Source organism: Pseudoalteromonas sp. 68 DY56-GL68 (genome assembly GCF_041414825.1).
GTDB lineage: Bacteria > Pseudomonadota > Gammaproteobacteria > Enterobacterales > Alteromonadaceae > Pseudoalteromonas.
Window position 1 is genome coordinate 865,480 of sequence record NZ_JAOCZL010000006.1, and the last position, 23,988, is coordinate 889,467.

The 23,988-nt window shown below is 39.1% G+C and carries 25 protein-coding genes; 8 read left to right on the forward strand and 17 right to left on the reverse strand.

Translation table 11 applies throughout. From position 1 onward, the window contains the following. Window positions 1-90 precede the first annotated feature (90 nt). Complete coding sequence (locus NYF15_RS04615) at window positions 91-2,589, reverse strand: S8 family serine peptidase (RefSeq protein ID WP_371352943.1); 2,499 nt, start codon at window positions 2,587-2,589, stop codon at window positions 91-93. A 543-nt stretch (window positions 2,590-3,132) separates the two neighbouring features. Between NYF15_RS04615 and NYF15_RS04620 the strand changes: the two genes are divergently transcribed. From NYF15_RS04620 to NYF15_RS04635, 4 genes are read left to right on the forward strand one after another with little or no spacing between them, the layout of a single operon-like run. After that, complete coding sequence (locus tag NYF15_RS04620) at window positions 3,133-4,647, forward strand: curlin (RefSeq protein WP_371352944.1); 1,515 nt, start codon at window positions 3,133-3,135, stop codon at window positions 4,645-4,647. A 35-nt stretch (window positions 4,648-4,682) separates the two neighbouring features. Further along, on the forward strand, window positions 4,683-5,075 hold the full coding sequence (locus NYF15_RS04625) for a curli production assembly/transport protein CsgE (protein ID WP_371352945.1): 393 nt from the start codon (window positions 4,683-4,685) through the stop codon (window positions 5,073-5,075). Window position 5,076: 1 nt separating this feature from the next. Continuing rightward, entirely contained in the window at window positions 5,077-5,490 is a 414-nt protein-coding gene (locus NYF15_RS04630) for a curli assembly protein CsgF (protein WP_237115406.1), read from the forward strand. Further along, window positions 5,490-6,263: a CsgG/HfaB family protein gene (locus NYF15_RS04635; protein WP_062567625.1), complete on the forward strand. Its 774-nt coding sequence runs from the start codon at window positions 5,490-5,492 to the stop codon at window positions 6,261-6,263. The genes NYF15_RS04630 and NYF15_RS04635 overlap by 1 nt, the downstream gene beginning before the upstream one ends. A gap of 70 nt (window positions 6,264-6,333) precedes the next feature. On the opposite strand, the gene NYF15_RS04640 is transcribed toward NYF15_RS04635, so the two are convergent. The 4 genes from NYF15_RS04640 to NYF15_RS04655 form a co-directional block, all read right to left on the reverse strand. Further along, window positions 6,334-7,026 (reverse strand): helix-turn-helix transcriptional regulator, encoded by a 693-nt coding sequence (locus NYF15_RS04640; RefSeq protein ID WP_062567626.1) that lies wholly within the window; start codon window positions 7,024-7,026, stop codon window positions 6,334-6,336. Window positions 7,027-7,224: 198 nt separating this feature from the next. Beyond that, window positions 7,225-10,365: a M1 family aminopeptidase gene (locus NYF15_RS04645; protein WP_371352946.1), complete on the reverse strand. Its 3,141-nt coding sequence runs from the start codon at window positions 10,363-10,365 to the stop codon at window positions 7,225-7,227. After that, window positions 10,352-11,227, reverse strand: coding sequence for an ABC transporter ATP-binding protein (locus NYF15_RS04650; protein ID WP_371352947.1), 876 nt, complete (start codon window positions 11,225-11,227; stop codon window positions 10,352-10,354). The genes NYF15_RS04645 and NYF15_RS04650 overlap by 14 nt, the downstream gene beginning before the upstream one ends. A gap of 284 nt (window positions 11,228-11,511) precedes the next feature. Beyond that, a complete protein-coding gene (locus tag NYF15_RS04655) occupies window positions 11,512-11,706 on the reverse strand; it encodes a hypothetical protein (protein ID WP_371352948.1) in 195 nt (64 codons plus the stop codon). A 248-nt stretch (window positions 11,707-11,954) separates the two neighbouring features. Between NYF15_RS04655 and NYF15_RS04660 the strand changes: the two genes are divergently transcribed. Further along, window positions 11,955-13,013 carry a histidine kinase gene (locus tag NYF15_RS04660; RefSeq protein ID WP_237119144.1) on the forward strand — a complete coding sequence of 353 codons (1,059 nt, stop codon included), beginning with the start codon at window positions 11,955-11,957 and terminating at the stop codon, window positions 13,011-13,013. Further along, window positions 13,010-13,684, forward strand: coding sequence for a LytR/AlgR family response regulator transcription factor (locus NYF15_RS04665; protein WP_371352949.1), 675 nt, complete (start codon window positions 13,010-13,012; stop codon window positions 13,682-13,684). Before NYF15_RS04660 ends, NYF15_RS04665 begins: the two co-directional genes overlap by 4 nt. Here NYF15_RS04665 and NYF15_RS04670 read toward each other — a convergent pair. From NYF15_RS04670 to NYF15_RS04680, 3 genes are read right to left on the reverse strand one after another with little or no spacing between them, the layout of a single operon-like run. After that, window positions 13,681-14,280, reverse strand: coding sequence for a GDSL-type esterase/lipase family protein (locus tag NYF15_RS04670; RefSeq protein ID WP_371352950.1), 600 nt, complete (start codon window positions 14,278-14,280; stop codon window positions 13,681-13,683). The genes NYF15_RS04665 and NYF15_RS04670 overlap by 4 nt on opposite strands. Continuing rightward, a complete protein-coding gene (locus NYF15_RS04675) occupies window positions 14,280-14,804 on the reverse strand; it encodes a DsrE family protein (protein WP_341804583.1) in 525 nt (174 codons plus the stop codon). Before NYF15_RS04675 ends, NYF15_RS04670 begins: the two co-directional genes overlap by 1 nt. Window positions 14,805-14,852: 48 nt before the next feature. Beyond that, on the reverse strand, window positions 14,853-15,317 hold the full coding sequence (locus NYF15_RS04680) for an NAD(P)H-dependent oxidoreductase (RefSeq protein WP_237119147.1): 465 nt from the start codon (window positions 15,315-15,317) through the stop codon (window positions 14,853-14,855). A gap of 77 nt (window positions 15,318-15,394) precedes the next feature. Between NYF15_RS04680 and soxR the strand changes: the two genes are divergently transcribed. Together soxR and NYF15_RS04690 are read left to right on the forward strand one after the other, a co-directional pair. Further along, window positions 15,395-15,856, forward strand: coding sequence for a redox-sensitive transcriptional activator SoxR (gene soxR, locus NYF15_RS04685; RefSeq protein WP_237115415.1), 462 nt, complete (start codon window positions 15,395-15,397; stop codon window positions 15,854-15,856). Window positions 15,857-15,929: 73 nt separating this feature from the next. Beyond that, window positions 15,930-16,535, forward strand: coding sequence for a hypothetical protein (locus NYF15_RS04690; protein WP_062567635.1), 606 nt, complete (start codon window positions 15,930-15,932; stop codon window positions 16,533-16,535). Window positions 16,536-16,569: 34 nt separating this feature from the next. On the opposite strand, the gene NYF15_RS04695 is transcribed toward NYF15_RS04690, so the two are convergent. The 9 genes from NYF15_RS04695 to NYF15_RS04735 all read right to left on the reverse strand — a co-directional run. Further along, on the reverse strand, window positions 16,570-17,736 hold the full coding sequence (locus tag NYF15_RS04695; protein WP_062567636.1) for a lipase family protein: 1,167 nt from the start codon (window positions 17,734-17,736) through the stop codon (window positions 16,570-16,572). 27 nt (window positions 17,737-17,763) lie between these two features. Next, window positions 17,764-18,282: a DUF6795 domain-containing protein gene (locus NYF15_RS04700; RefSeq protein WP_062567637.1), complete on the reverse strand. Its 519-nt coding sequence runs from the start codon at window positions 18,280-18,282 to the stop codon at window positions 17,764-17,766. A gap of 16 nt (window positions 18,283-18,298) precedes the next feature. Beyond that, entirely contained in the window at window positions 18,299-18,811 is a 513-nt protein-coding gene (locus NYF15_RS04705; protein ID WP_371352951.1) for a DUF6795 domain-containing protein, read from the reverse strand. Window positions 18,812-19,019: 208 nt separating this feature from the next. Beyond that, entirely contained in the window at window positions 19,020-19,811 is a 792-nt protein-coding gene (locus NYF15_RS04710; RefSeq protein WP_371352952.1) for a hypothetical protein, read from the reverse strand. A 51-nt stretch (window positions 19,812-19,862) separates the two neighbouring features. After that, window positions 19,863-20,129: a hypothetical protein gene (locus tag NYF15_RS04715; RefSeq protein ID WP_130151791.1), complete on the reverse strand. Its 267-nt coding sequence runs from the start codon at window positions 20,127-20,129 to the stop codon at window positions 19,863-19,865. Window positions 20,130-20,461: 332 nt separating this feature from the next. Then, window positions 20,462-20,896, reverse strand: coding sequence for a hypothetical protein (locus NYF15_RS04720; RefSeq protein WP_371352953.1), 435 nt, complete (start codon window positions 20,894-20,896; stop codon window positions 20,462-20,464). Beyond that, a complete protein-coding gene (locus tag NYF15_RS04725; RefSeq protein ID WP_371352954.1) occupies window positions 20,883-21,770 on the reverse strand; it encodes an N-acetylmuramidase domain-containing protein in 888 nt (295 codons plus the stop codon). The genes NYF15_RS04720 and NYF15_RS04725 overlap by 14 nt, the downstream gene beginning before the upstream one ends. A gap of 129 nt (window positions 21,771-21,899) precedes the next feature. After that, the gene (locus NYF15_RS04730) at window positions 21,900-22,583 is read right to left on the reverse strand and encodes a GAD-like domain-containing protein (protein ID WP_371352955.1); all 684 of its coding nucleotides are present in this window, start codon (window positions 22,581-22,583) and stop codon (window positions 21,900-21,902) included. Then, window positions 22,584-23,988: polymorphic toxin type 15 domain-containing protein (locus NYF15_RS04735; protein WP_371352956.1), on the reverse strand; the 1,405-nt coding region annotated here is incomplete at its 5' end.

Here is a 23,988-nt window from a genome sequence, read left to right on the forward strand (position 1 = left end):
AATTATACACCGTTTTAGCGAAAACTTCATTTTGTAATACAAATTAAAAAGCCCAGCGTATAAGCTGGGCTTTTTCAAAGTGGAATTCTATTAGTCGAACGATACCGCTACAGGGTTAGAGCAAACGGTTTCAGTTACACATACCTTGTACTCATAACTTGGTAACTCAGCATTACGCTCTACATCACGATAGAAACCACGATCAGCTACTGTTTCAAGTAGTTCTCCGTTACGGTAGATGCTTACTTGATCAGCGACTGTTTGCCAGCTTAAATCAACACGCATAGTGCCTAAACGCGTTTTACTTGAGCGTTTAAGCGATAACTCGATTTCAACATCAGATACGACGACTGTTTGCGTAAACGTATCTGTTTGGCCTTCGCTATCTGTTGCTGTTAGCGTCACTTCATAGCTACCCGCTTCGGCATAAGTATGTAGTGGATTTGCATCTGTCGATGATGCACCGTCACCAAAATCCCACGCCCAAGAAACAATATCATTATTGCTATCTGTGCTTGTATTGGTGAACGTTACATTTAAACCGGATGCTTCAAATGCAAAACCTGCTTGTGGTGGCTGCGGGCTTACCTCACCAATGGCGCTGAAAGTAAGTGACCAGCTGTTTAATGTACCTGTATCAGCAGCCAGTACATCTTTGACATTAAGTACCCAATCACCGGTTGCAACTTCGCCATTAAAGTTAGCCAGCGAATAGCTTTGTACTAAGTCATCTGCGCCACCTCCTGATTGGCTGTGAAGCGTGGCTGTTGTTCCTTGTGGCGAAGTTAACGTAACGATCAAATCACCAATGTAAGTATGAGCAATATCAATACTTGCATCCGTTGAGAATACTGTCAGCTCGTCAGCAACAGTTATTATTGAATCAATACCTGTGTCATCGTTATCTGGAATAGTCAAAGGTGTTTCATTTGAGTAAGTAAAATCATTTAAGCCAACAGGATTAACAAATAGTGACACAGTGCTTTGTTTTGCTAGTTCACCTGACGTTGCATCAACAACAAAACTATAGCTACCCCAAGCCGTTTCCTCTTGTGTGGGAACTGTTAATGTAACTAGATCACCCGGCACAGCTTCAGTTTGCGATAGCGTTGCACCGTCTAAATCAGCTTGAAGCGCTAGGTTAACAACGCCTTCCCACTCGGCAATTGAGCCAATTTCAAAGGTATAGGTTGCAGTTTCACCTGCGGTGATTTGTTGCGAACCTGGCGAAACCGAAATTCTGAAGCTTGGTGTCGGATCAGCTTGTTCAAGCGCTTGATGCACATTTAAACGATTACCCGATACCGTTTTACCTTGCAATGCTTCATTTTGATCACCACTATTCATTAACAGTTGTTTTAGCTCGAGCGCTGTTAAATCGGGGTTGATTGATAACACCAGTGCCGCAGCACCTGCAACATGCGGTGTGGCCATTGAAGTACCAGAATAGCTTGCATAACCATTACCAGGTACCGTTGATAAAATTGCACTACCTGGTGCACCTAAATCAACACTGGTTAAACCCCATTGTGAAAAGCTCGACATATTGTCTCTGCTATCAGTACTGGCAACGGATAACACACTCTCGTGCTCGTAGTTTGACGGGTAATGCGGGTTTTGATCGTTATCTACTGCATCATTACCTGCGGCTGCAACAAATAAAATATCTGCTTGCTCACTTGCAGTGATCGCATCTGCCAATGCTTGGCTAAAGCCACCACCGCCCCAACTGTTATTTAAAACACGTACATTGACGCCTTGGTTTTTAAGATCAACCATATAGTCGATACATTTTATCGCATCAGACGTTGAGCCTGTACCATCTGCACTTAAAAATTTACAACCTACAATTGATGCTTCTTGGTTTACACCGACGACACCTGTACTATTATTACCCGATGCACCAATAGTACCTGATACATGCGTACCATGACCCTGATCATCCATAGGATCACCTGCATCAGTGATTGCATTAATACCATGTACGTCATCGATGTAACCATTACCATCGTTATCAATACCATCACTTGGAATTTCACCTGGGTTGATCCACATATTGTCCGCTAAATCTTCATGGGTGTAATCAACACCAGTATCGATTACACCAACAACAACATCACGGCTCCCTGTGGAAATATTCCACGCTTCAACAGCATCAATATCAGCATCTTCTATACCACCGGTTTGACCTTCATTATGCAAACCCCATAATTGAGAGAAATCAGGATCATTCGGCACATTAGCTATCGACACACGATAGTCAGGTTCGGCATATTCAATTGCAGCATGGCTTTGTAGACGCTTGATAGCTTCTTTGCTGCTCATACCAACAATTTTAAATTTAGCTAAACGACCAGATAAAATTGCAGAGTAATTATCATCAACACCATCTTTGTTAACATCACTAATCGTCGCTTTCACTAGGTTGCGAGCATTTTCTCGCATCGCGACAGACGTACCAGCTTTATACATGACCAAAACTGAGTCTTCACTTGCACCGACTACGGTCGCTTTTGCTGGAGTGCTAATTTGCGCAGTACCTAAACATGGTAATAAAGCTAGGCTGAGTACAGATAATTTAGTTTTCATATTTTCTATCCATAATTAGTTAGGCTGGCCGAGAGGTAGGCTCGACCAACAAAGCTCATTACTTCTGAATGAATATCACATGGCATATTTTATAAATGGCAAATCACAATCAACTAGCAAGAAAAATACCTATCGAAATAAAAGATTCATACTTTTAAATGGGAAAAATGATAGAAAAAAGTGAAATGCAGCACTTTTTAACCGGTTCCAAATTCAGGAACCTCAAACACAATAACTAGCACTTTTTAACCAACCGATAAGCAGAAATTAAACAATAAATTAACAAATCAGACTTAAGCCATTGAAAATAAATAATATTAAAAACAGCAAAAAATGATGATTTTTTATTCCTAAAAATCGGCCTAGAGTAATTACTTGTTAATCTAAAATTCAGATTATCAACGAGTAGTAAATACGTTTCATACACTTCTGAACGTCACAAACGGAATATCACGCACTTAATCCGGCAAGGCATGCCGGTACATAGTTCTAAGTCAAAAATTGATTAGAACTTTGATTAATAATAACTGAAAGGAAATAATCATGAAGTTAAAAAAATCTCTACTCACATGCGCAATCACCTTCGCTTTGGGCTCAAGCTTTACTGCATCCGCGAATATTGATGATAAAGCTCAATCCAGCTCAGAGCTTGCTACGCAAGTAGCTGTACAAAGCACGACCAGCTCAGTCTCGATTGACCAAACATCGACATCGGGAATCGGTAATTCACATGTTGTTATACAACAAGGTACTGGTCAAACTACTGAAACAGTGAGTGTTGGTGATGGCAACTTACTTGAAGTTACTCAAACACAAACTAGTAACTTATCACTCGTAAATGCAACGGGTAATTTTAATACCATAACCCACAATCAAAACGGCACACTCAATGGTGCTTTATCCGAAGTTACTGGTACAGACAATACAATTGATGTAACACAGCAAGGTGCTGGTTTCTTTGGCATTAATAATGAGTCAATAAATATCATCGAAGGTGATGCAAATACTATTGAAGTAAGCCAAGGTGATGGCGGTCACTGGTTATATAACTTCAATATGCAAGGTAACGACAATACAATTACCGCATCACAAGTAGGCTTATTAAATGAAGCTACATTCAATGTAGTGCAAGGTGATAACAATACACTTGAGGTAGCACAAGACGGTGTATTCAATGCGTTTACTTCGGATGAAATCGTTGGAAACAGTAATGAAATTATTATTGATCAAACCGGTTCTTTCAACAGCGCTATACTCACCTCATTGCGTGGAGATGCCAATGAAGTAGAGTTTGAACAAGATGGCGATTCAAATAGTGTTGTTATTGCTGAAATCACTGGCAATGATAATGCAATCAACGCTGATCAAGAAGGTAATAACAATAGCTTTGAGTCTGCTGTAATGATGGGTGATGGAAACTCTCTGCTAGTTAACCAATCGCAAGATGGTAATACCGTCACACTTGATGCCATTGGCAATGATAATGAACTAACAGCATTTCAAAATGGTAACGGCAATGACGCTTACCTAGGTGCCGTTGGTGACGAAAATGAATTTACCAGCAATCAAATTGGTGATGCTAACAGCGCACATATCGCAAACTTTAATGGTAGTGATAATGACGTTGATATTAGCCAGGCTGGTAATGAAAACACTGTACTTGTGCAGTCGTCATACCCTGACACTTCTCTCACTTCAAATAACAACGAAATTACCGTTAACCAAGAAGGTAGCTTAAATGAAGCCGCTCTTACATTTGCAAGCGTTCTTGATAGTAACAGTAACCAAGTTTCATTTGCGCAAAGTGGTGAGTTGAATGCCATAGATCTCATTATGGAAGGTAGCGGCCATTCTGTTGATATCAGTCAGACTGGCTCTGAAAACTTTGTAGTAGGTGTTGATCAAGGTGCTTTTTTAATTGGTGGCGAGAATAACTCATTTGTTGTTGTGCAAGAAGGTAATGCGAACCTTGTTGAGGGCTCAATTATTGGTTCTAACAACGCAGTTATGATCACCCAAATTGGTGATGGCAATATCGCAACTGTCACTCAAGAATAAACTTTTAGGAGGGAGCTCTGCTCCCTCATTCAATTATGAAAACACAACTTTTAACCCGTATTTATTGCATTTTTTTAGCTTTCACTTGTTTTACAAGCCAAGCTAAAGAGCTAGAGATTGATGGCCTTGTGCTCGACAGGAGCATAAGCCGTTTGGGGCACCAATTTTATTTTGAATTTGCGAACCTCTGGCGCGATCTTCCTTCTACGGCTGGCTTTAATATCGAAATAAAAGAAACGGTATTACCACGAGCAGGCACACGACTCGTACTAAGAATGAATAATCAAATCGTGTATGTCACTTATCTAGGCCGTCGCCTTGAACCTTTGGATGAGCGTGTAAAACAAGCAATGTACAGTGTTATGGACGCGATGGCGCGCAGTCAGATGCAACAATCATCACCGGATATGGCAAAAAATGGATGGTAAAATGAAATATATCATTACCCTAATAATAATTTTCAACTTACAAACTAGCTGGGCGACCGAACTCGTTTATACCCCAATTAACCCCAGTTTTGGCGGAAGCCCGCTCAATGGCAATATGTTATTAAGTAAAGCACAATCACAGAATAAGCATAAAGCCCCCATTATTGAGCAAAATTATGCAGATAAATTTCAAGATTCACTTGAGCGTACTTATCTAAACCGTATGGTGAGAGAAATCACCGATATGGCATTTGGTGAAGAAGTAGATGACAGCATTTTCAATGGCGACTCGTCATTTATCACCGGAGACTATGAAATACAAATTATCACCAGTACCACCGATACCATCACTGTTAGAATAACAAGCATACTAGATGGCACTGTGACGGTTATTGAAGTACCGAGGTTTGAATGATGATTAAGGTAATTTTAAGTGCGATACTATTGATACTTACTGGCTGTTCATCAATTGGCAACCTTGTTCCACCAAGCAAGGAGTTAGCCGAGACATTAGAACCAACTGAAACATTTCAAGCCCTTCAAGCACTGCCTAATCCTATGGGCAGTATTCCTGTTTCTGTTTATTCATTTAGAGATCAAACGGGTCAATATAAACCGCAAGCCAATGTGAGTTCATTCTCAACCGCCGTCACGCAAGGTGCTAACTCAATTCTTGTACAAGCTTTACATGAATCTGATTGGTTTATTCCTGTGGAGCGTGAAGGTTTACAAAATATCTTAACTGAACGGAAGATAATCCGTGCTGCACAAGCAGAAAATAAGGATTTACCAGATCTCCCCCCTCTTACAACTGCAAAAATAATTCTTGAAGGAGGAATTATTAGCTACGATACCAATATTAAAACGGGCGGTATCGGTATGGAATATTTTGGTATTGGTGCATCAGAGCTATACAGAGAGGATGCGATTTCAATCTATTTGCGCGCTGTTGATGTACGAACAGGACAGGTATTACTCTCAGTCGCCACCAGCAAAAAAGTACTTAGCCAAGAAATGCGCGCAGGCTTTTTTCGCTATGTGAGTTATAAACGACTTGCCGAAGCAGAAGCAGGCTATACAGACAATGAACCCATGAGTATTTGTGTTACTCAGGCTATCGAGAAAGCCCTTAGTGACTTAATTCTAAAAGGCATCAATAAAGGTATTTGGTCAGCTAAAACGGTGTAAGCTAAATAATGGTGCTGATTATCAGCACCATTATTTATACAACGGCTTATAAAACCCAAGCGATGTCTTACTATCTTTGCAAAGATAAACTCACAGCCATATAGTTTTGTGCCCAATTAGCAAGTTCAACTCGATTACGCGACGCTGTTTTTTTGAATGCACTATAGAGATGGGTTTTTACAGTATGGTCACTAATATTCAAACTTTCAGCAATATCACGATTACTTGCTCCTTGTGCTAGCAAATGAATAACAGATTTTTCGCGTTTAGTAAGTGAGTTTAGCTCTATTGCTGTTCCAGCGGTCTCATTATTTGTATTAAATTGGTTTCGAGAAATAGCTGACCACATATAGTTAAACACAGTGGAAATGCTCTTTGAACTAAAAAGTAGCTCGCCATTAAGCACTTTCATCAGCCCAGCAAAAATATCTTCTGGCGATTGCTCAGCAAAAAAGACACCTTTAATACCATTAAGCAGTAAATTCTTTTCACACACAGAGTTAACTTCAGCATTGAAAATAACCACAGTGTGTTTTTTGGCAAGTTGAACTAACTCAGCTGGAAGCAAGTCGAGCCAATAAGACCCTGCACTATCAATAAGATAAAGATCAAACTCCTCTCGCATTGACTCTAATGGCAGCCGCGAATCAATTTTAACGCGCACGAAGAACGCATCTAACATTTTAATTAAATATTGATAATTATGACTGCGATTTTGTGACGTTGCTTGGGCTTTTAGGAATACAGAAGTTGGCTGAATCATTTTATTTCTTCCTTGAAATATTTTCTACACAATACCTAAATAAGACACAAGCATCAACATAAAAATAAACATATGGCAACATAATTATTAAAAAAACTCATCCTTTAGGGTTTGTTAAAACCAACCAAATAAACGATGATTCATTAACCAGCAAAGACTCTCCCTTAGTAACATTAAAAGTTTCTTGTGCTAATTTGTTTAAATTTCTAAAAACAACTCTTTAATTAATACTCTATCGCTATTTTTAGCATGGGTTTGCAAAGCACGTATGAAATCCATAGAAGTTGCTGGCCGGTTAGGGTATGCATATTCTCTCCAAACAGACTTAAGTGCTTTTATAATGACTTCATCGCCCACTTTTTCTCTGAGTCTTGCAAAAACAATCGTTGCTTTAGAATATTGATCATAATTTTTTGTTGAGTTTACAAGTGCTTGTTTAGCTAAAGTGTCAACCCTTAAAGCTTGCTTATATCGCCTAGTTTCGTAGTCAACAAGTGCATTCATCGCTGCTTTTCCATAGCGTTTTTCTACCATGACCAACTCTATGTACTTCGCCATCGACTCAACTAAAAAGGCGCTGTCATCAGGAACGCTGTTACCTATATCGTGACCAAACCACTGATGAGCCGTTTCATGAACTGCGCGCCGATAGCGCTGATCAAAACCAGCATCAAAACTAGGGAATGCCCTAAACCCCACATTATTTTCAATAAGTATAATCTCAGGTAAAGCATAACCCGTTCCACCAAACTTGGGCGCGGCAACCATGCTCAATGTCTTTGCTTTATAAGCAACAATATTATTTTTAAACCAAGTCAGTGTATCTTTCATCGCCTGTAAATTAACGGCTATTGAATCGGCTGGTTCCGTAAGCGTTTTTCGATTTGCATATATTTGTAGTTTTACCTCACCTAGTTGCTCGCTTATCGGTGAGCTTGGAAGCGTAAGCCATGCAGGTAGATTATTAAATGCCGAATCGGTTTTAAACTTAAAAACTTCGCGATTATCTTCGCGTTGATGGGCTATTCGAGTGCCCTGCGTCACAACATAGTAGCCTGATGCGGTTGATACCGTACTCGACATAGTTATGCGATCATACCTTGATGGTCGATTTTCCTTAACAGCAAGCAGCTCTGAAGGTAAGGAACTTGTCCTAGCGAACAAACCATGCTTTTCCCTAAGGTGCTTGTCTATTAGTTCGTAATTAACCTGATACCCAATCGTTGGCAACACAGGAACAGCACGAATATAACTAAACTCAGGAGTAAGAATTTGATGCCCCACTGCGGGCCAAAGCTTTGCTTGGTGAATTTCAAACTGCGTGGTGAGTATTTTTATTTCACCGGGTTTTATAGCATCCTCAAACTCATACACCGCTTGATTTAATGATGGGTAAAAAGCAACTTGGTTTGCACCTGCAATTTTTATGTCTGCCCATTTATAAAAGCCAGCTCTGCCAACTAGGATGCGCTTTATAGCAGTAGAATGAGGGTTGGTTAGAGTATATTTAAGTTCAAATTGTGCAAGCTGTTTGTCAGGACAAAAGTCTATATTAGCATCAATATGACTAATGATTGGTTGCTCTTTATATTTCCAATGAGCAAATGTGCTTTCATAGTTGGCTTTAAATGCTTCACGTTTATGTGAGTTAGTTAACGGCTTTTCTGCCACTAAATTAAAATGCAACTGCGCAAATAAATAAACAGATAAAAAGACTGGCAGCGCTAACCATGTGTCTTTCACTTTTATGGCCCGTCTTCCAAGCCCAGCACCACGATGATTATAAAGCTGGCTTATGACAACAAAACTGAGTACCGCGACAATCCACACGCTCATATATGGCCAATAACTGTTTAAACTAGCTCTGTATCCCCAAAACTCGCTAGGTGCTTGTAATGGTGTCCAAGCTAAGCTCCAAAAAGTATGTGTGAGACCAAAGGAAGTCATTACTGGCGTAAACTTGAGTATTAAGATAACAATAACAACTAAGCCAGCGACTAAAGGCGAACGGCAAATATTGAAAATGCACACGCTCACCCAAGCAACTAATGTAAGTGGTAACAGCATTAGAGCGAGTATATAAATATGCTGACTAGCATGGTACTCACTGCCAGCAAACCACTCAGCAAAAGAAGCTCCCAAAAAGCTCATCACAGAAAAAACAATTGCTAAAGTCGCCACCGTGAATAATTGGCTGTGTAAAAGCGTTGCCGTTTTTACTGGCGATGCAGCAATCAGTTCAGCCATATGAAACCGTTTTGCCGCACAACTAACCTGCCAACTCCAAAGCACAAGTAATAAACAGCCAATGAGCAAATGCATATCAAACGCATAATGATTAATTGCATCGATACTCGTAGGGCTAACCACACTCATTGCTTCTGCATATTCAAAAGAAGACGCAACGCTGTTAAATACAATGACTGACCACAATACTAAAGTCAGTTGTGTTATGGGGAGCTTGAGTACATTTAAAATTGAAACTTTATAAAGTGTAAAAAATATGAAGCAATTATGCCCTTTTGGCGCAATACCCTTGTATCGCGCTTTTAAATTTAAGACTGACTCTGAGGCCTTTGTACCTTGTCTAATATTTTTTTTAGTAGTGCGAACTGCCACAATATAGATAACAATTGTAAGCGTTACTACCATCAACCGATTTATTACAAGCGCCCAATGTTGAGGCTCCATGAAGCCCGCAATAATCGTGGAGTAAGCAAAAGGATCAAGCCAAATAGATGCCTGATATAAAGACTCACTTATAATACCACTACCTGCCAAAATGGGATTGCCGGTAATACTTGCGAAAAACAAATAACCAACCCATATGGCACCCAGAATAGTGTAAGTAACCAATGTACTTTGAAACCGCTTACAAACCCAAAAAGCCAAAACCACCAAAAAGCTGCAATTTGGAATAAGTAGCAAAAAACTATTTAACAATAGAGAGTTAACAGCTTCCCAATCCAAGCCTTGCACTCTTAACTGCCAATGCCAAACTATCAAAGATCCAATAAAAGAAATCATGATAAGACATAGTAGTAAACTCACTACACGAAACAGCTCTCTGTATTTTGACGTAATCGGGGTGACACCTATAAGCTCATCCATGTTGTGTAGTTGATCCCGTAAAAAAATAGCGGGGGCAAGTATTCCCACTAGCACGGCAAGCTGCATCATGTGTATTGATATTAAGTGTAAAGAAAATTGCTTAAGGGTATCTCCCTCTGCAATAGCCAAACCGGAAGATAACGTAAATGCAAAAAGTGGCGCAAACACACAACATAACCAAACAATAGGTTGAGTAAAAAGGTACTTTAATTCATTACGAAGTCGCATTTTTAGCCCCTTGCGATTTCAACTCATAAAAATATTTATCTTGTAGCGTCGCCGTTGCAGCGACGGCCTCAGGTTCTGGGCATTGAGGGGCGTAAACACGAAATATTGGCTTACCATAACGATAACTTTTGCTCAACACTAGGGAGCCTGCGGGTAGCTCTGATGGTAAGCGTTTCAATAACCAAACATTACCTGCCAGTTGATGCACTAGTTCATCAACATTGCCACTTTGAATGAGTTTGCCTTGATTGATCATTGCGACAAAGCGGCACTGATTTTCTATATCTTCAACAATATGGGTAGATAATAAAACTAAACGCTCTTTGCTAATTGAAACTAATAAGTTATTAAGGCTCTCACGCTCAGCAGGATCAAGGCCTGCGGTTGGCTCATCTAAAATAATGAGTTTAGGATTACCTAGTAAGGCTTGTGCGATTCCGAAACGCTGCTTCATACCACCAGAAAATTTACTTACTTTTTTGTTTGCAAACCCTGTTAAATTTAAAAGTGACAGTAATTCATTAATTTGTCGCTTTCGTTGCTCTGAATTAAGGCCTTTCAATATGGCAATATGCTCTAACAAAGCATGACAAATCATTGCAGGATAAACACCAAACTGCTGTGGTAAATAGCCAAGCTGCTTACGCAATTCATCTGGGGACTCTAAAATATTTAAACCATCAAAATTAATATGACCTGTGTCTACATTTTGTAAGCAGGCTAATGTTCGCATTAAGCTTGATTTTCCTGCTCCATTTGGCCCAAGTAAACCCACCATTCCTTTGGGCAAATGGATTGTTATGTCATTTAATGCATGTGTGCCATCTGCATATTTCTTATTAATATTTGTGAGTGTAAGCATAGGTACATTCCTTAATTAACGAATCGTTACATTAAGTGACTGTAACCAAGTCGGTTAGCCAATTATGATCAAACTATAAAAGCACAGGATAAAAGTAAGTATTTAGCGTTCATCAGTAAAAATAGTACTTTCATCATTACATTCGTGCATTAACAACGAAAATCATTAATCTTACTTAGGTATATAAGGGCATGAAACAGCATGATTTTAACTATGCTCATAGGTCATCATGTATTAAGCTGGTTTGTTAGGTTGTAAAAATAAAATGGAGTAGCATTTGCGGGCTATTTTTTCTCTTCTATCAGGCAATTCAAATAACAAATATTTGATTGCGTTACTGCCAGTATTTGCGGCCATTTTGCTTGAAGGTCATACACGCTACCTGTCGTTAAGGCTTGACTCCCCTGCTTTATATTTAAAAATAAATCTGCAACTGTTATTGGAATGCCTGCCCTTTTTAATTGCCCACCTTTTAACATTCAAGGGAACATATAAAAGCCCAACCTTGGTGTGGCTTACAGGCTTCACTCTGTATCCGCTCAGCGTATATACACTTGCTCTAGTTTCTTCAACTTACGCTCAATGGCAATACTTAAGCGTGCAATGTTGGATTTTGTGCTCGTTAGCCAGCTTACTTTGGCTGGTTTCACAGCGTAATAAGACCAATAAAAACAGCTTAATTGCTAGGTGGTTTATATCTTTTATATCATTAGATAACGTGGTGCTAATGATACTGATTTGTTGGGCTTTTTTGTTCGCAGGTATACTTAATAGCCATCAAGACCCTTTATTAAATCAACCATTCGAACTAATTTTTGATGTTGGCAAATTCTTTTCAGAGTTTGATCAGTTTTTATTTTACTTTCTTCAACTTGGCGTTTATGCCGTTATCATATACAGCTTATATTTAATAAATCGCTACGTGCTTATTCGCCATTTATTAGCAAACTACGGTGTCTTCACTTTTGTGGCCTCATGCCTCATTTTTATGGCTACACTAACCCCGTTACTTGTCGCACTGGTGCTAACATTACCTATTAATGATTTACCACAACATATTGCGAATCTAACACCAAGTGGTAACCAAAATATTTTTGCTAAATATAATTATCAGTTTATGTTTTTCTTTCTGATCATTACTACACCTATCATCCTTGCTTTTGAAAGACAGCAACAGCAAAGTAAATTAAATGAAATAGCAAAACAGCAAACCAAAACCGAATTAAAACTTCTTCAACAACAAGTTAACCCACATTTTTTATTTAACACCCTAAACAATTTATATGCACTCACGCTCACAAAATCAGAGCATGCGCCACAGTTGGTTATGCATTTAGCAGATTTATTAAGGTACACTGTCTATGAAGGACAAAAGCCAGTGGTTTTATTAGAAAAAGAATTGGCATACCTAAAAAGCTTTATAGAGCTACAAAAAATTAGAAGCGCAAACAAATACTTATTTAACCTAACTTGGCCTGATAGAGTCGACGATCTTCATATAGCGCCTTTATTACTGATTATAATCGTCGAAAATGCCATTAAACACGGTGTAGAACCTGCATCGGACTCAACAAAAGTAACACTCACAATTACTATAAATGACACTGTGCTAACTCTCTTTTGTGAAAACTCCATAAATACCCAAACTGAAAAAAGCCACCCAGGCATGGGGCTTAGTAATCTGCAAAAAAGACTAGAACTGTTATACCCAAATAAACATACCTTAACGGCTAAAAAACACGCGACACACTGGCAGACAACCTTAACTTTGGAGTTATCAAAATGATAAGAGCAATCATCGTTGACGATGAACCCCTTGCCCATCAAGTGATTGAACATCACCTACAGGCACATTCTGATATTAAGATTATAGCTCAATATGTTAGCGCAAAAGATGCCCTTTATGGGTTAGCTAAATCCACTGTTGATTTAGTGTTTTTAGATATAAATATGCCAGAGCTAACAGGAATCGAATTATTAAGAACTCTGGCACACCCTCCCCAAGTCATCATTGTAAGCGCGTACCAAGAATACGCTATAACAGGGTTTGAATTGAATGTGACGGATTACTTACTCAAACCCGTGTCTGCGCCAAGGCTTGAACAGGCTCTCAATAAGGTGCGTGAGCGTTTAGTTAAACCAAATATAACTGAGCCTAATAACATTACGCTTAAAGTAGATAGAGAAAAACGAAAGTTTAACTTAGATTCTATTGAGTATATTGAGGCATATGGCAACTATGTGAAGGTGCATCAAGCTGAGCAAGTAACACTTGCGAGCACAACACTAAAACAGCTTAGTGAACAGCTATCCCATTCATTTACCCAAATTCATAAATCGTTTTTAGTAAACAAACAAAAGGTGATAGCTGTAAACAGTGAATTTGTTGAACTAAATACAGGTAAAACCCTGAAAATAGGTAAATCTTTTAAAGATCTTTCACAAACTCTACTTTAAAGATATTCAAATAAATAGTCGGCAAGTAACTTATGCTCTTGGGCCTGCCAATGTACGCCCTCTGTTTGGCAAGGAGCAAGGAGAGCATAACCGTTTATAAAGTGACACTCATGGCGTTCTGTGACTAATTTATACTCAACTGTTAATTGCTTCGCTTTTTTGGCAGCGCCCGCATAAATAGACTGATAAGCCCCAACCTCATAAACCGCAGATGGACTCAGCACCACTATTTTAGGCATTTCTCGATGCAGATAGTGATTTTCGATGTCGACTATTAACGTATCCAGTGCTTTGGCAATATCATCGGCTGCTAATCCAAAACGACGCTTTAAATCGTTCGTACCTAGCTGAATAATGATGACATCAATATGATACGCTCTAAGATATGGCTCTAAGTACTTAACACCTAATTTATCACCACTAAATGGTGGCTCATCAGCCATCGTACGATTTGGTAGCCCTGCTTCAATAACCAAATGCCCAGCACCGAGCTTGTCTGCAAGCAAACATGGCCAACGTGTATGTTCGTCAAAGCGCTTACCATCTAGCGGTGAAATCCCATAGGTATTAGAATCACCAAAACAAAGAATATTCATTAAAATGGATTCAGGGTATAGCCCTGCTGCTGTAGTTGTGCGTGCGCTGTCATGGCAGATAATGCCATTTGCACACCTGGTATCAGTTGCTCTTGCTTAACCTGCATATGTGTTGCCGACTGACCACATACATAAACAACGGTGTTGTGCGCGAGTAATTGTGAAATCAATTGTTGATTTTTATTATCGCTATTAAAACGTTGCTTATAAGCGCCCGTTTTGAGTACATCAACACTTGCACTGCCATGCACAACCAAAGCAAGTTCAATGTTTTCTGGTTTCACCCCATGGGCAATGTGCATATTAATAAAACGTGCTAGCGAGTTAATACTGTTATTTTGCTTACCTCTTTCTGCGGCATCGGCCACATCAAAGGCAATTTTAAACCTTGTTTGCTCATCAATAGCCGTATGATTTGGCACAGTATAATAAAAACCAAATCCTTTAATCGCGGGCTCTTTTTGCTCTGCATGACTTAAATTTGCTACCAATGCGAGAGATAAACCCAACAATGTTAATTTCATAAGTAACCCTGTTGTTTTTTATCTCTAGCCTAACCTTTTTTTCTGACTTTAACTAGCCTCAATATGCTGATGTGCTTTAAAGGTCATGCCTAAATAGTTAAAGGTATTTTTAAACATATCAATAAACGCACTTGGCGCGTTAACCGAACCTGCATTTGATAGCAGTGAGAACTGCTTTTCACGAAGCGTTCTAAGCTTAGGTCTGAGAATTTCATCGTCCATATAATCAGTTATACGGTCTAAAAAAGCTTTAAATTGTGGCGTTGTGTTATACCAATAAACCGGTGATGCTATCACCCAATGTTGATAGCTTAATAGAGCTTCAAAAACGGCATAAAAATCATCATTTTTATACTGTTTATCGTAGCGGTAAGCTGAAATAATATAATCATCAAGACAGATGATATCTCCTCCATATTGCTTTTTATAATCATTAACTTGTAAGCTCGTATTTCCTTGTTTTCTTGCACTTGAATAGATGATTACTGTATTTTCAGTCGGTTTTTGTTGCATTATTATTGCTCCTTTTTTTATGATGTGCGCAGCGTAAAACCTCAAGCTAACTTTAGGTCAACACTTTGGAGCAAATTATGTCAGGATCAGAAAAAAAACTCGTTGATGCAAACCTATCGGTTGGTTTTGTGGCTAAGCGCAGTGGCGTTAAAGTCTCAACACTGCATTTTTATGAAACAAAAGGCTTAATCCGTAGTTGGCGTAATAATGGCAATCAGCGTCGTTATAAGCCTGATGTACTTCGCCGTATCGCCGTGATAAAAGCAGCACAGGCCATGGGCATTACCCTAGAAGCTATAAAGCACACGCTGAGTACTCTACCTGAGCAACGCACACCAACAAAACAAGACTGGGCAGAGCTTTCAAAACGCTGGCAAACTCAATTAGATGAAAAAATTCACTATATGCAACGACTCAGAGACCGAGTGAACGGCTGTATTGGCTGTGGCTGTTTATCCATGGCTAAGTGCCCTATTTATAATAAAGAAGATCATTTAGGTGAAGAACACTCGGGTGCTGTGCTTTTAGAAAGAGATTAGCTTTGTTATCTAGTGATTAAACTTTCTTTATCTATTACAATGTTTTAATAGTATAAATGAAAGGAATCTAATCATGGATAACAGTAATAAAAACCCACCAAAGATCAGCAACGCCCTCAAAACAGTGGATAATAAAGAGCTAAAGAGTACCGGCTTTTGGCTCAATCAAGTTTTTTTAGTGCTATCAACTGTTTTTGGTGTTTATCTCGCAGCGCAAAGTGGTTTAGAGCAAGCGCTAAAGTTTGATACTTTTAGCAAGATGGAAGATAACTATTACCTTCGTACTTCTTTGTACGATGAAGTGAAGGATAACGCAGATAATCTTAGTAAGTTTGCAGCCTTGTTGGCTAAAAGCCCACCTAAGTCTGAGCTTGAATATAATAAGCCAACAATCGAAAAGTACATTTGGCAAACAATGCAATATTCGCCCACAACATTAGAAACACCAAGCGAGTTTCTAACTCAAGTGCGTCGCTTTTACAGTAAGAGCCAATTTATTATAGATGCCGCAATAAACCGAAAAATGTCAGCCAAATATGCATCTGAAGAGCTAAAAAAAGCAGTAGCGATAATTGAAAACCAAACCTTACCGAACCTACAAAGCAGTGCAGCATTACTTAAAACTGAGCTAAGTAAAAACGGGATCGATATCGGCACGTTAAAAGGGAATAACAACTAATAAAAAGGGCATGCAGTGCATGCCCTCAAATATTTTAGTCTAGGCCATTTAAACCATCTCTTGCAGCTTGATATAAGGCACCAAGCGTCGAGTCGAATGCCCATTTAATCACACTGTATGTTAGCTCTACAGCCTTACCAATCACTTTCCCTGCAAAAACCAGCATATGACCAATTAAGCCCAAAGTCTGAGATGCGAATGAAGCAGACGCTTTAGCAATCTTATCTAATGTGCGAGCCAACATATCGTAAAAGGTTAAACCTGTACCAATTGCCGCTTGTGCCGCCACAGCACTGTAATAACCCGCATCTTTTAATAAAGTGACTAACGCAGCTCCTAATTTATCGGCCCAATGGGCATTAAATGATGCTTGGTTTCTATCTTCAAAGTTGAGTCTTACAGGCGTGTTAAGGTAATGGTTTGCTTTAACAGTTAAGTTATTCCAATCACTACTATTGGCTGTATTTACGTAACCTGGGTTTCCGCTAAGCTTATGTGCCGCACCTTTAAGGCCTTGGCCGCTGTCTAGGCGTATTTCTTGACCGTTATAAGGCGCATGAGAAAATGGCCATAACGGTACTTTAGTTACCGGATCAGCACCATGCGTACATCGGTAAATGTGATCTATTCTTGAAGTAGCCGATCTTGAGAAGTCTTCTAAACCTACCCTTGGCGAACCAAATGTATAAAGTTTTACTGGTAACGAATATTCAGCTTTAATCCAATCGGCAGCCAGCGTTGCTAAAGCGCCCCCTAAGCTGTGGCCAACCAAATGAACACCCGCTGTAATTTTATCTCTTACATTCGCTGCCATAAACTCTTGAAGAGCTGGCTTCATTGTATAAAACGTTTTATTAAAACCAGCATGAACCATGCTGCCGTTAGCGCCACCACTTAAACCGAAATGTGCATCAGTTAGGCCGTCTCTCAGTGAAGCAGTCCCGCGAATGGTAATAACTGAATGCCCTTGGAATGCATTTTTACCATGTGCAACCAGACCAAAGCCTGTGCTTAAGCCAAATAGGTGAGAGAAAAAGCCGCCTGAAACGCCCTGTATAGACTTACTATTGATAGAGAAATCAAACTGGTCTCGCAAAGACGCATGCAACAGCCCATTTAAAAGTTTTGTATTTTTTAATTCTTTAGCATCATAGGCAAGTGACGCTAATTGAACTGCTTGAGTAGGTGTTAACGTATTCATTTTAAATCCCTTTATTGGTTTTAAACGTTAGAGCTTACAAGTGGTAAAAACAGCAAATGTATGCTGCTTATCTTCTTTAGCCGCTATATCATATGTTTGTGGTTCATGTGCGATATCACACACCAAATCATTCAAGTATTCGGTGAGTGTATCTTTGTGCTCATAAGGAAATACTCTAACAGCCCAAATAGTTACTTCCTCTGCATTTTCATCTAATGTGTAAATATGTTGAATAACAGATTCATTGTCGAACATGTTTGATGGCTTTGATGTTTTGATCACTTTTTCAGGAAAAGAAAAACGGCCATCAGTACCCGTTGTTACTTCATCAATATAATCATCGCCATAATTTAGTTTACGAAATACCTTTTTACCAGCAACAGGCTGCTCTTCGTATAGCAAACGACCTTCAACCGGCGCTGATAGTTCAAACTCTTCCTTACTAAAAAAACCAAACATATTTGCAAAAACCTGTGTTGTAGTAAATAAAATTAGCAACGCCACTGCTGCAATAAGCATTGGCAATTTAAATCGCTCTATTAACAATATAATCTCCTTAAAATCACAACTCACAAGCGCCATAGATTGTAAAATAATGATCTAATGCTTCTTTAATAGGCACATCATAGGTGTGTGGTTTCTTAGCAACATCACACCGTAACCCGTTAAGAAGCTCCCTTAGCGTTTCACTATTTTCATAAATTGCAATACCCGCATACCACAGCACAATGCCTTCGGGTGTGCCATTGTCAAGGTACACATGCTGAATTAGTGCATCATTATCAAACATATTTGATTTCTTTGAGGTGCGAATTCGTTTTTCATCAAAGACAAAAAAGCCCTCTTCATTTGTTATTGTTTCATCTATGTACTCGTCGCCATAGGTGAGTGAACGAATAACTTTTGTATTTACAACGGGCACCCCATTATCTAATAAAATCCCCTTAATAGGAGCCGATAACAAAAAATCGTCTTTATTAAACAAACCAAAAGTATTTGCAAAAGCGTGTGAGCCAGTAAATAACGCCATAATCGTCACGATTACTGCCAACAATGAACACTTTAACCGCGACAACAGCAAAACTCCTTTTTAGCATTCTGATAAAAAATAGGCTCTGTAATTAAGCTACTTTAAACGTGTAATAAGAATCTATAATGACTTAAATACGATTTAAGCGCTAAACACACTAATACAGCTAAAAAATATAATTATTTATTCTAATAAGGTACAAGTCGGATAACAAGCAAATTGCGCAAAAAAGATACTGCAAATTCACTTAAACTTAATTAAAAAACAGCTCATAAATAACTTTGCATATCACACTAAAGCCTATTCCCGTCATGAGTATATACCCAAAAAAAAGCCCAATAGCCCCTGCTGATGGATCCTGTTTTACATCAATTTTTAAACACAAGGAGCAAAAAACAATAAAGATAATAAAGTTAGCAATAATCCCAACAATATAGGCTTCTCCAGCTAACGGGGCGATCCCCGCCAGCGCTGCACCCAGCGTAATAAGCAGGCCGGAAGGTGCTTTTTTAAATGAACTATGATGTTCAATAACCTTTATCACAAGCGTTATAATCATGAGGACTAAAAAGTACAATGTAGGCCACAATGCGTTATATAAATAATCTACACTGAATAGCTGACTCACTGAAAAAACGCTTTCATCGTTTGCGGGGGGTATAGCAGTCTGTGCGGCCTTTGCGGGGTCATCCATAAAAAAGTACGCAATTGCCATAGCAATTAATTTTATAATCCCAAAAAAGATAAAGCCTGCAATCGTAAAGCTGATCGCATCATCCTTTGTGACGGTTTTTTTGGCTTTACTTGCCAAAATTACAGCGAGTAATAACCCTAATACCCAGACCCCACCTAGGTAGAGTAACGCCTCAAAAAACTGGCTAAAATAGAAAACAGATACCCCAGGGGTGACAAACAAAAATAGAGCATCATCATTTTTGACCGGTGTATCTGTCATAGGGGGAAATTCTGGCTGTTTAAATAGAGCCAAATAAACAAACAACGGCTGTAAAACCACCATTAACATACATGTATTAATTAATGTCACACATCATCCTTGAAACTAGGTTTTTCTAGCAGAGGCCTGTCTAAATTCCTGTTAAAGATTAATCTTTTGAAAGTAGGTTTTTAACTTTAACAACCCTGACTCAAGCTCAAACTGTTGTATTTTAGGATTTTTAAACTTAAACCCATTGGAAATATGCGTATTAATCATAGCAGCCATGCCTTCAAAGCCTGAAGGCGCATTTGAGACTAAATCAGTCAGCAAAGGCTCAATAAGCGGCTGATGCTCTTCAATTAAATCAGGCTTGTTGTAAACATCGTTTACAAGCTGTGTGAGAGTTTGTTGGTGTTGTTGTTCCATAATATTTCTATAACGCTTTGGAGTTCGCGTTTATAGCTCCTTTTTCAGTGACGAGGATTGCGGCACTTTGTTTATTTTTTAAGATTATCTTTTTATAGCGAGAAAGAGAATACCTCCGTTTAATTAAAAGTAACTGAGGTAGAATCACAAAAATCCTCTGCAGTTGTTCCTAATGCACCTGTAAAAGCTGATTTTTTAATATCAAATACAAAATGTTGACTAGTGGCCCTGTTTGCAGAGACCATGACTGAATATGCTAGCCTTATTACTAAACTATCATGTGCAAAATTCAAGTTACAACTAATTACCCACTTCCCTTTTAGTAGCCATTCCTAAAAGTTCTCAATAGAAGGTAATTTGCTAACACTTGAATCATCACAAAGCCAATAGTCTTTTTTGGCATCATGTTCAATAGTGATTGATTTCTCTTTAGTAATCATACCCAGCTCTTCACTATGGTAGTCACTCACGGTTATTTTATTACCATTGTGTGTAAACGTCATACTGTGTTCATTAACCAAAGAACGATGATAACTGGATTTACTCGCATCACTGATAGAGGTCATTTCAGTAAGCTTGACCTGTGCGGTGTTAAATTGCATAAGCTTATAACTGCCATCATGTTCACTGACAACCACATCAATCGGAGTGGGTTTATCCGCATGGCATTTAAAAATAATCGCTGACTCATTTTGCGATGCGCTGCACGAAGCAATAAAGCATATTGGTAATGCAATAAAAATCGAAGAAAATTTACTTTTTATCATATTTATCAAAAGCCTTTTTTAATTTCACGTCATACTTATTTTGTGCGTATTGAGAACCATTGTAACCTTCAGCAAATGCAGCCCAATTCAGTGTTATTAAGTGTTTTTCTAATCCTTTACTTTTCACAAAGTTGACAAATGCATCTAACTGTTTTCTTTGTGATGTAAACATTGTTTGAACAAACGCCTCTACACTAGCAAATCCTGCTGCACTATAGTTAAACCCCATAATTTGAAAACGCCCCCAAGAAGTCGATTTTAAAGCTTCTGTTACATCTAATTCCATAGCCTTTTCAAGCCTTGCGTATTCCTGCGGACCTCCTACGTATAAACTACGATTCCAACTTCTGCTCGAAATAGACGGATGACTTGAATCATATTTATGATTCGTTAGGCGAGAGAAGATATGCGCTTCATATAGAATCTTAGGTTTGCCGTTTGAGAAAAAAGCATCACCTGCGGATTCAACCTCAGCAACAGCTTTAATAGCAGCAACCTTACACCCAAGTTGATTCGCAACATCTTGAAAATCAGATTCTGACAATGCTTGTACATTCGAAGAGGCCACTGGTAATTTAAAATGAACCTGACCTATCGTTGTCAGCTTTTCATTTATTTTTCGGTGAGAACGACCATTTGGATCTACCCTGCCATCGGGACGTACCATACCTACAACTTTGCTTTGAAACTGTTTTATTGCGGCAACAGTTTTAGAGTTTTCTGGGCGAGAACCTAAACGTCCATCCACAACCAACGCTTTTGTTGGTGAGATAAGTTTTAGTAATTTATTTAAAGCGGTTTGTACTGTTTTTACATCGGCTGGGGTATTAACACCACCTAGCCCAACAGATTGGGGGATTCTAATTACTGACATATGAAAGTCCTTTTCATGTATTTATTTTCAAAGCCATTTCATATTAACGTTCAATGAAATGGCTTATTTAGTTCACCGAGGGATACTCAATTTATTATTACTTAGTTGAAGTGATTAACCGCTAAAGCGTTACTTCTTATGTAGTTCATTAGACATAGCGACAATATCGGCCATTATGCGTTTCTCGCCCAATTCAGCCAGAAAGTTCAAATGCTCAATCGCCTTTACTTTCTGCAAATTTTCAAGCTTATTTACACCACCAAGAGCCAACGCAGGAACGAATGCATACATTTCATCGGCTTCTAATGGACCTAGTTTTTTTAGTGTTTGCTCAAACAAAGGCTTTTCATCAACACCTTTTTGATCAAGAGGCTCTTTCCTCATGGTAGCAAAAAATAATTCGATCGATCGCTCTTCTCCTCTCTCCCTTAATTTTTCTGAATAATCGGTTGGGAAAATCATGCCAAAATTTGAATTAATTTTAATGCTCAAACCTGATGTTCTGCCCCAAACGATTAAATCTCCAAAGGCACCGCGGCCAATAACATAATAACTGTCTGACCCACTTTTTTCACGTTCAGCGAATTCGGTACCCTCAAGCCAAGTTTGTAAAATTTCATGGTAATCCTGTGGGTTAACAATCCAAAAAATGCCATCACCCCAGCCACTAAAACCGTACTCTTGCCAGTATTCAAGCAAACGTTCAGGAAGTTTGCCTTTAAAAAATTCAAGCGTTTCATTGCTTGGCATTGTCGCTTTTATCGCGGGGCCAAAGCCTTTAAAATTGTAAAAGTTATCGAAAAATTTATTCATCTATTTACACCTATGTAAATCTACATTCATCTTAGCGTCTGGCCCTAGTTCTTCGAGTGCTTTTTGAGCTTGTTTGTCCATTACCTCTACACGGCTTGCAGCAAACTTTTTGCCCGCATCATCTTTACCATTATTCTTCCACTGTGAACCAATTGACTTGTTCACACTCGCATCGCCTAAGTCCACTACACTATCATAACCACCTGCTATCATATCAGGGTTATGTAAAGCATTAAGAGTTCTCATTTCGTTATTAGCAAGCTCTTGGGCTTTTTGAAGTGCTTCTTCACCAAAATATTCGCCACTTTCGACTAGCTCATTTTCATATTTATCGATCAATTTATCTTTAAATTCATCTCTAGCCTTTTGCTGCGCAGCCCCTGTTCCTTTACGGCCAATTTTTTTATAAGCCTCTCGGTTATCTAAGTATTCCTTAACTGTCATATCATTAATGCCATCTTGCTGGCCTTTCAATTGACGATCATACTCAGCATCTGTGCCTTTTTTATTCTTTTTGAAACAGGCTACTTTATGTAAGTCCATTTCTCTAGCCACTTTTTTAGCAGCTTGAGTTACGGTTGTTTGTGCAGCATCTGCAATGTCGTCTAACTTTTTAACAGCAGGCTCGAGCGCTCTGTCAGCTACTCTCCCAGGTATAAGTGCAATACCCGCTGTCGCAACCCCTGCGGCTGTTACGCCTGTTTCTACCATTTGGGTTATTGCCTCGGCAGCATCTGCAAGCCCTTCTACGAACCACTCTACGGGCACAATTGCAACAGGGGTTATTGCATCAGCCATAGGGTCGTTATGATCATACGCAGGCACTTCAATTGTTTTAGTTTCTTTACAACTCAACCCCAACGGATCCACCCAATTAACTGGATTTGGCGCATATTGGTAGTGGTTTATGCCACCTACTAAGCCTATCGGGTCTTGGTTTATAAAGCGCTGTTGTTTTGGGCTGTAATAGCGGTAGCGGTTGTAATGTAAGCCGCTTTCTTCATCAAAATATTGCCCTTGAAAACGTATTGGCTGAGTGAAGGTGTTTTCTTTATTAAAGTCAGTATCGGCTTCTGGCTCTTCATAGCCATACACATCCGCGTGGTTTTGCCATACAACTTCTGCGTTTATATTAGTCACAAAACGTGGGGTGTTCAGCTGGTCTAGGTGATAGTAATACACCTCACCCTGTTTAATCAGTGCGACTGGGTGAAATTGATTTGGTAGGTTGATGTACCAAGTATACTCGCCGTGCTGGTATTCACCAATTAGCTGGTCGTTATCCCAAATGTAATCAATTTTGCCATGCTCGGTATGCTTGGCGATGCGTCGACCCAGCGGGTCGTAGTCGTAATGCGTGAGCGTACCGTTGTTGTTAAAGCTGCTTAATTGGTTGAACGCATTG

Coding starts and splice junctions, on each gene's coding strand:
- NYF15_RS04660 (WP_237119144.1), top strand. CDS start 11,955: ATGATACTGATTTGTTGGGCTTTTTTGTTCGCAGGTATACTTAATAGC.
- NYF15_RS04635 (WP_062567625.1), top strand. CDS start 5,490: ATGATTAAGGTAATTTTAAGTGCGATACTATTGATACTTACTGGCTGT.
- NYF15_RS04620 (WP_371352944.1), top strand. CDS start 3,133: ATGAAGTTAAAAAAATCTCTACTCACATGCGCAATCACCTTCGCTTTG.
- NYF15_RS04665 (WP_371352949.1), top strand. CDS start 13,010: ATGATAAGAGCAATCATCGTTGACGATGAACCCCTTGCCCATCAAGTG.
- soxR (WP_237115415.1), top strand. CDS start 15,395: ATGTCAGGATCAGAAAAAAAACTCGTTGATGCAAACCTATCGGTTGGT.
- NYF15_RS04630 (WP_237115406.1), top strand. CDS start 5,077: ATGAAATATATCATTACCCTAATAATAATTTTCAACTTACAAACTAGC.
- NYF15_RS04675 (WP_341804583.1), bottom strand. CDS start 14,804: ATGAAATTAACATTGTTGGGTTTATCTCTCGCATTGGTAGCAAATTTA.
- NYF15_RS04725 (WP_371352954.1), bottom strand. CDS start 21,770: ATGTCAGTAATTAGAATCCCCCAATCTGTTGGGCTAGGTGGTGTTAAT.
- NYF15_RS04640 (WP_062567626.1), bottom strand. CDS start 7,026: ATGATTCAGCCAACTTCTGTATTCCTAAAAGCCCAAGCAACGTCACAA.
- NYF15_RS04615 (WP_371352943.1), bottom strand. CDS start 2,589: ATGAAAACTAAATTATCTGTACTCAGCCTAGCTTTATTACCATGTTTA.
- NYF15_RS04625 (WP_371352945.1), top strand. CDS start 4,683: ATGAAAACACAACTTTTAACCCGTATTTATTGCATTTTTTTAGCTTTC.
- NYF15_RS04645 (WP_371352946.1), bottom strand. CDS start 10,365: ATGCGACTTCGTAATGAATTAAAGTACCTTTTTACTCAACCTATTGTT.
- NYF15_RS04730 (WP_371352955.1), bottom strand. CDS start 22,583: ATGAATAAATTTTTCGATAACTTTTACAATTTTAAAGGCTTTGGCCCC.
- NYF15_RS04680 (WP_237119147.1), bottom strand. CDS start 15,317: ATGCAACAAAAACCGACTGAAAATACAGTAATCATCTATTCAAGTGCA.
- NYF15_RS04670 (WP_371352950.1), bottom strand. CDS start 14,280: ATGAATATTCTTTGTTTTGGTGATTCTAATACCTATGGGATTTCACCG.
- NYF15_RS04695 (WP_062567636.1), bottom strand. CDS start 17,736: ATGAATACGTTAACACCTACTCAAGCAGTTCAATTAGCGTCACTTGCC.
- NYF15_RS04655 (WP_371352948.1), bottom strand. CDS start 11,706: ATGTTAAAAGGTGGGCAATTAAAAAGGGCAGGCATTCCAATAACAGTT.
- NYF15_RS04650 (WP_371352947.1), bottom strand. CDS start 11,227: ATGCTTACACTCACAAATATTAATAAGAAATATGCAGATGGCACACAT.
- NYF15_RS04715 (WP_130151791.1), bottom strand. CDS start 20,129: ATGGAACAACAACACCAACAAACTCTCACACAGCTTGTAAACGATGTT.
- NYF15_RS04720 (WP_371352953.1), bottom strand. CDS start 20,896: ATGATAAAAAGTAAATTTTCTTCGATTTTTATTGCATTACCAATATGC.
- NYF15_RS04690 (WP_062567635.1), top strand. CDS start 15,930: ATGGATAACAGTAATAAAAACCCACCAAAGATCAGCAACGCCCTCAAA.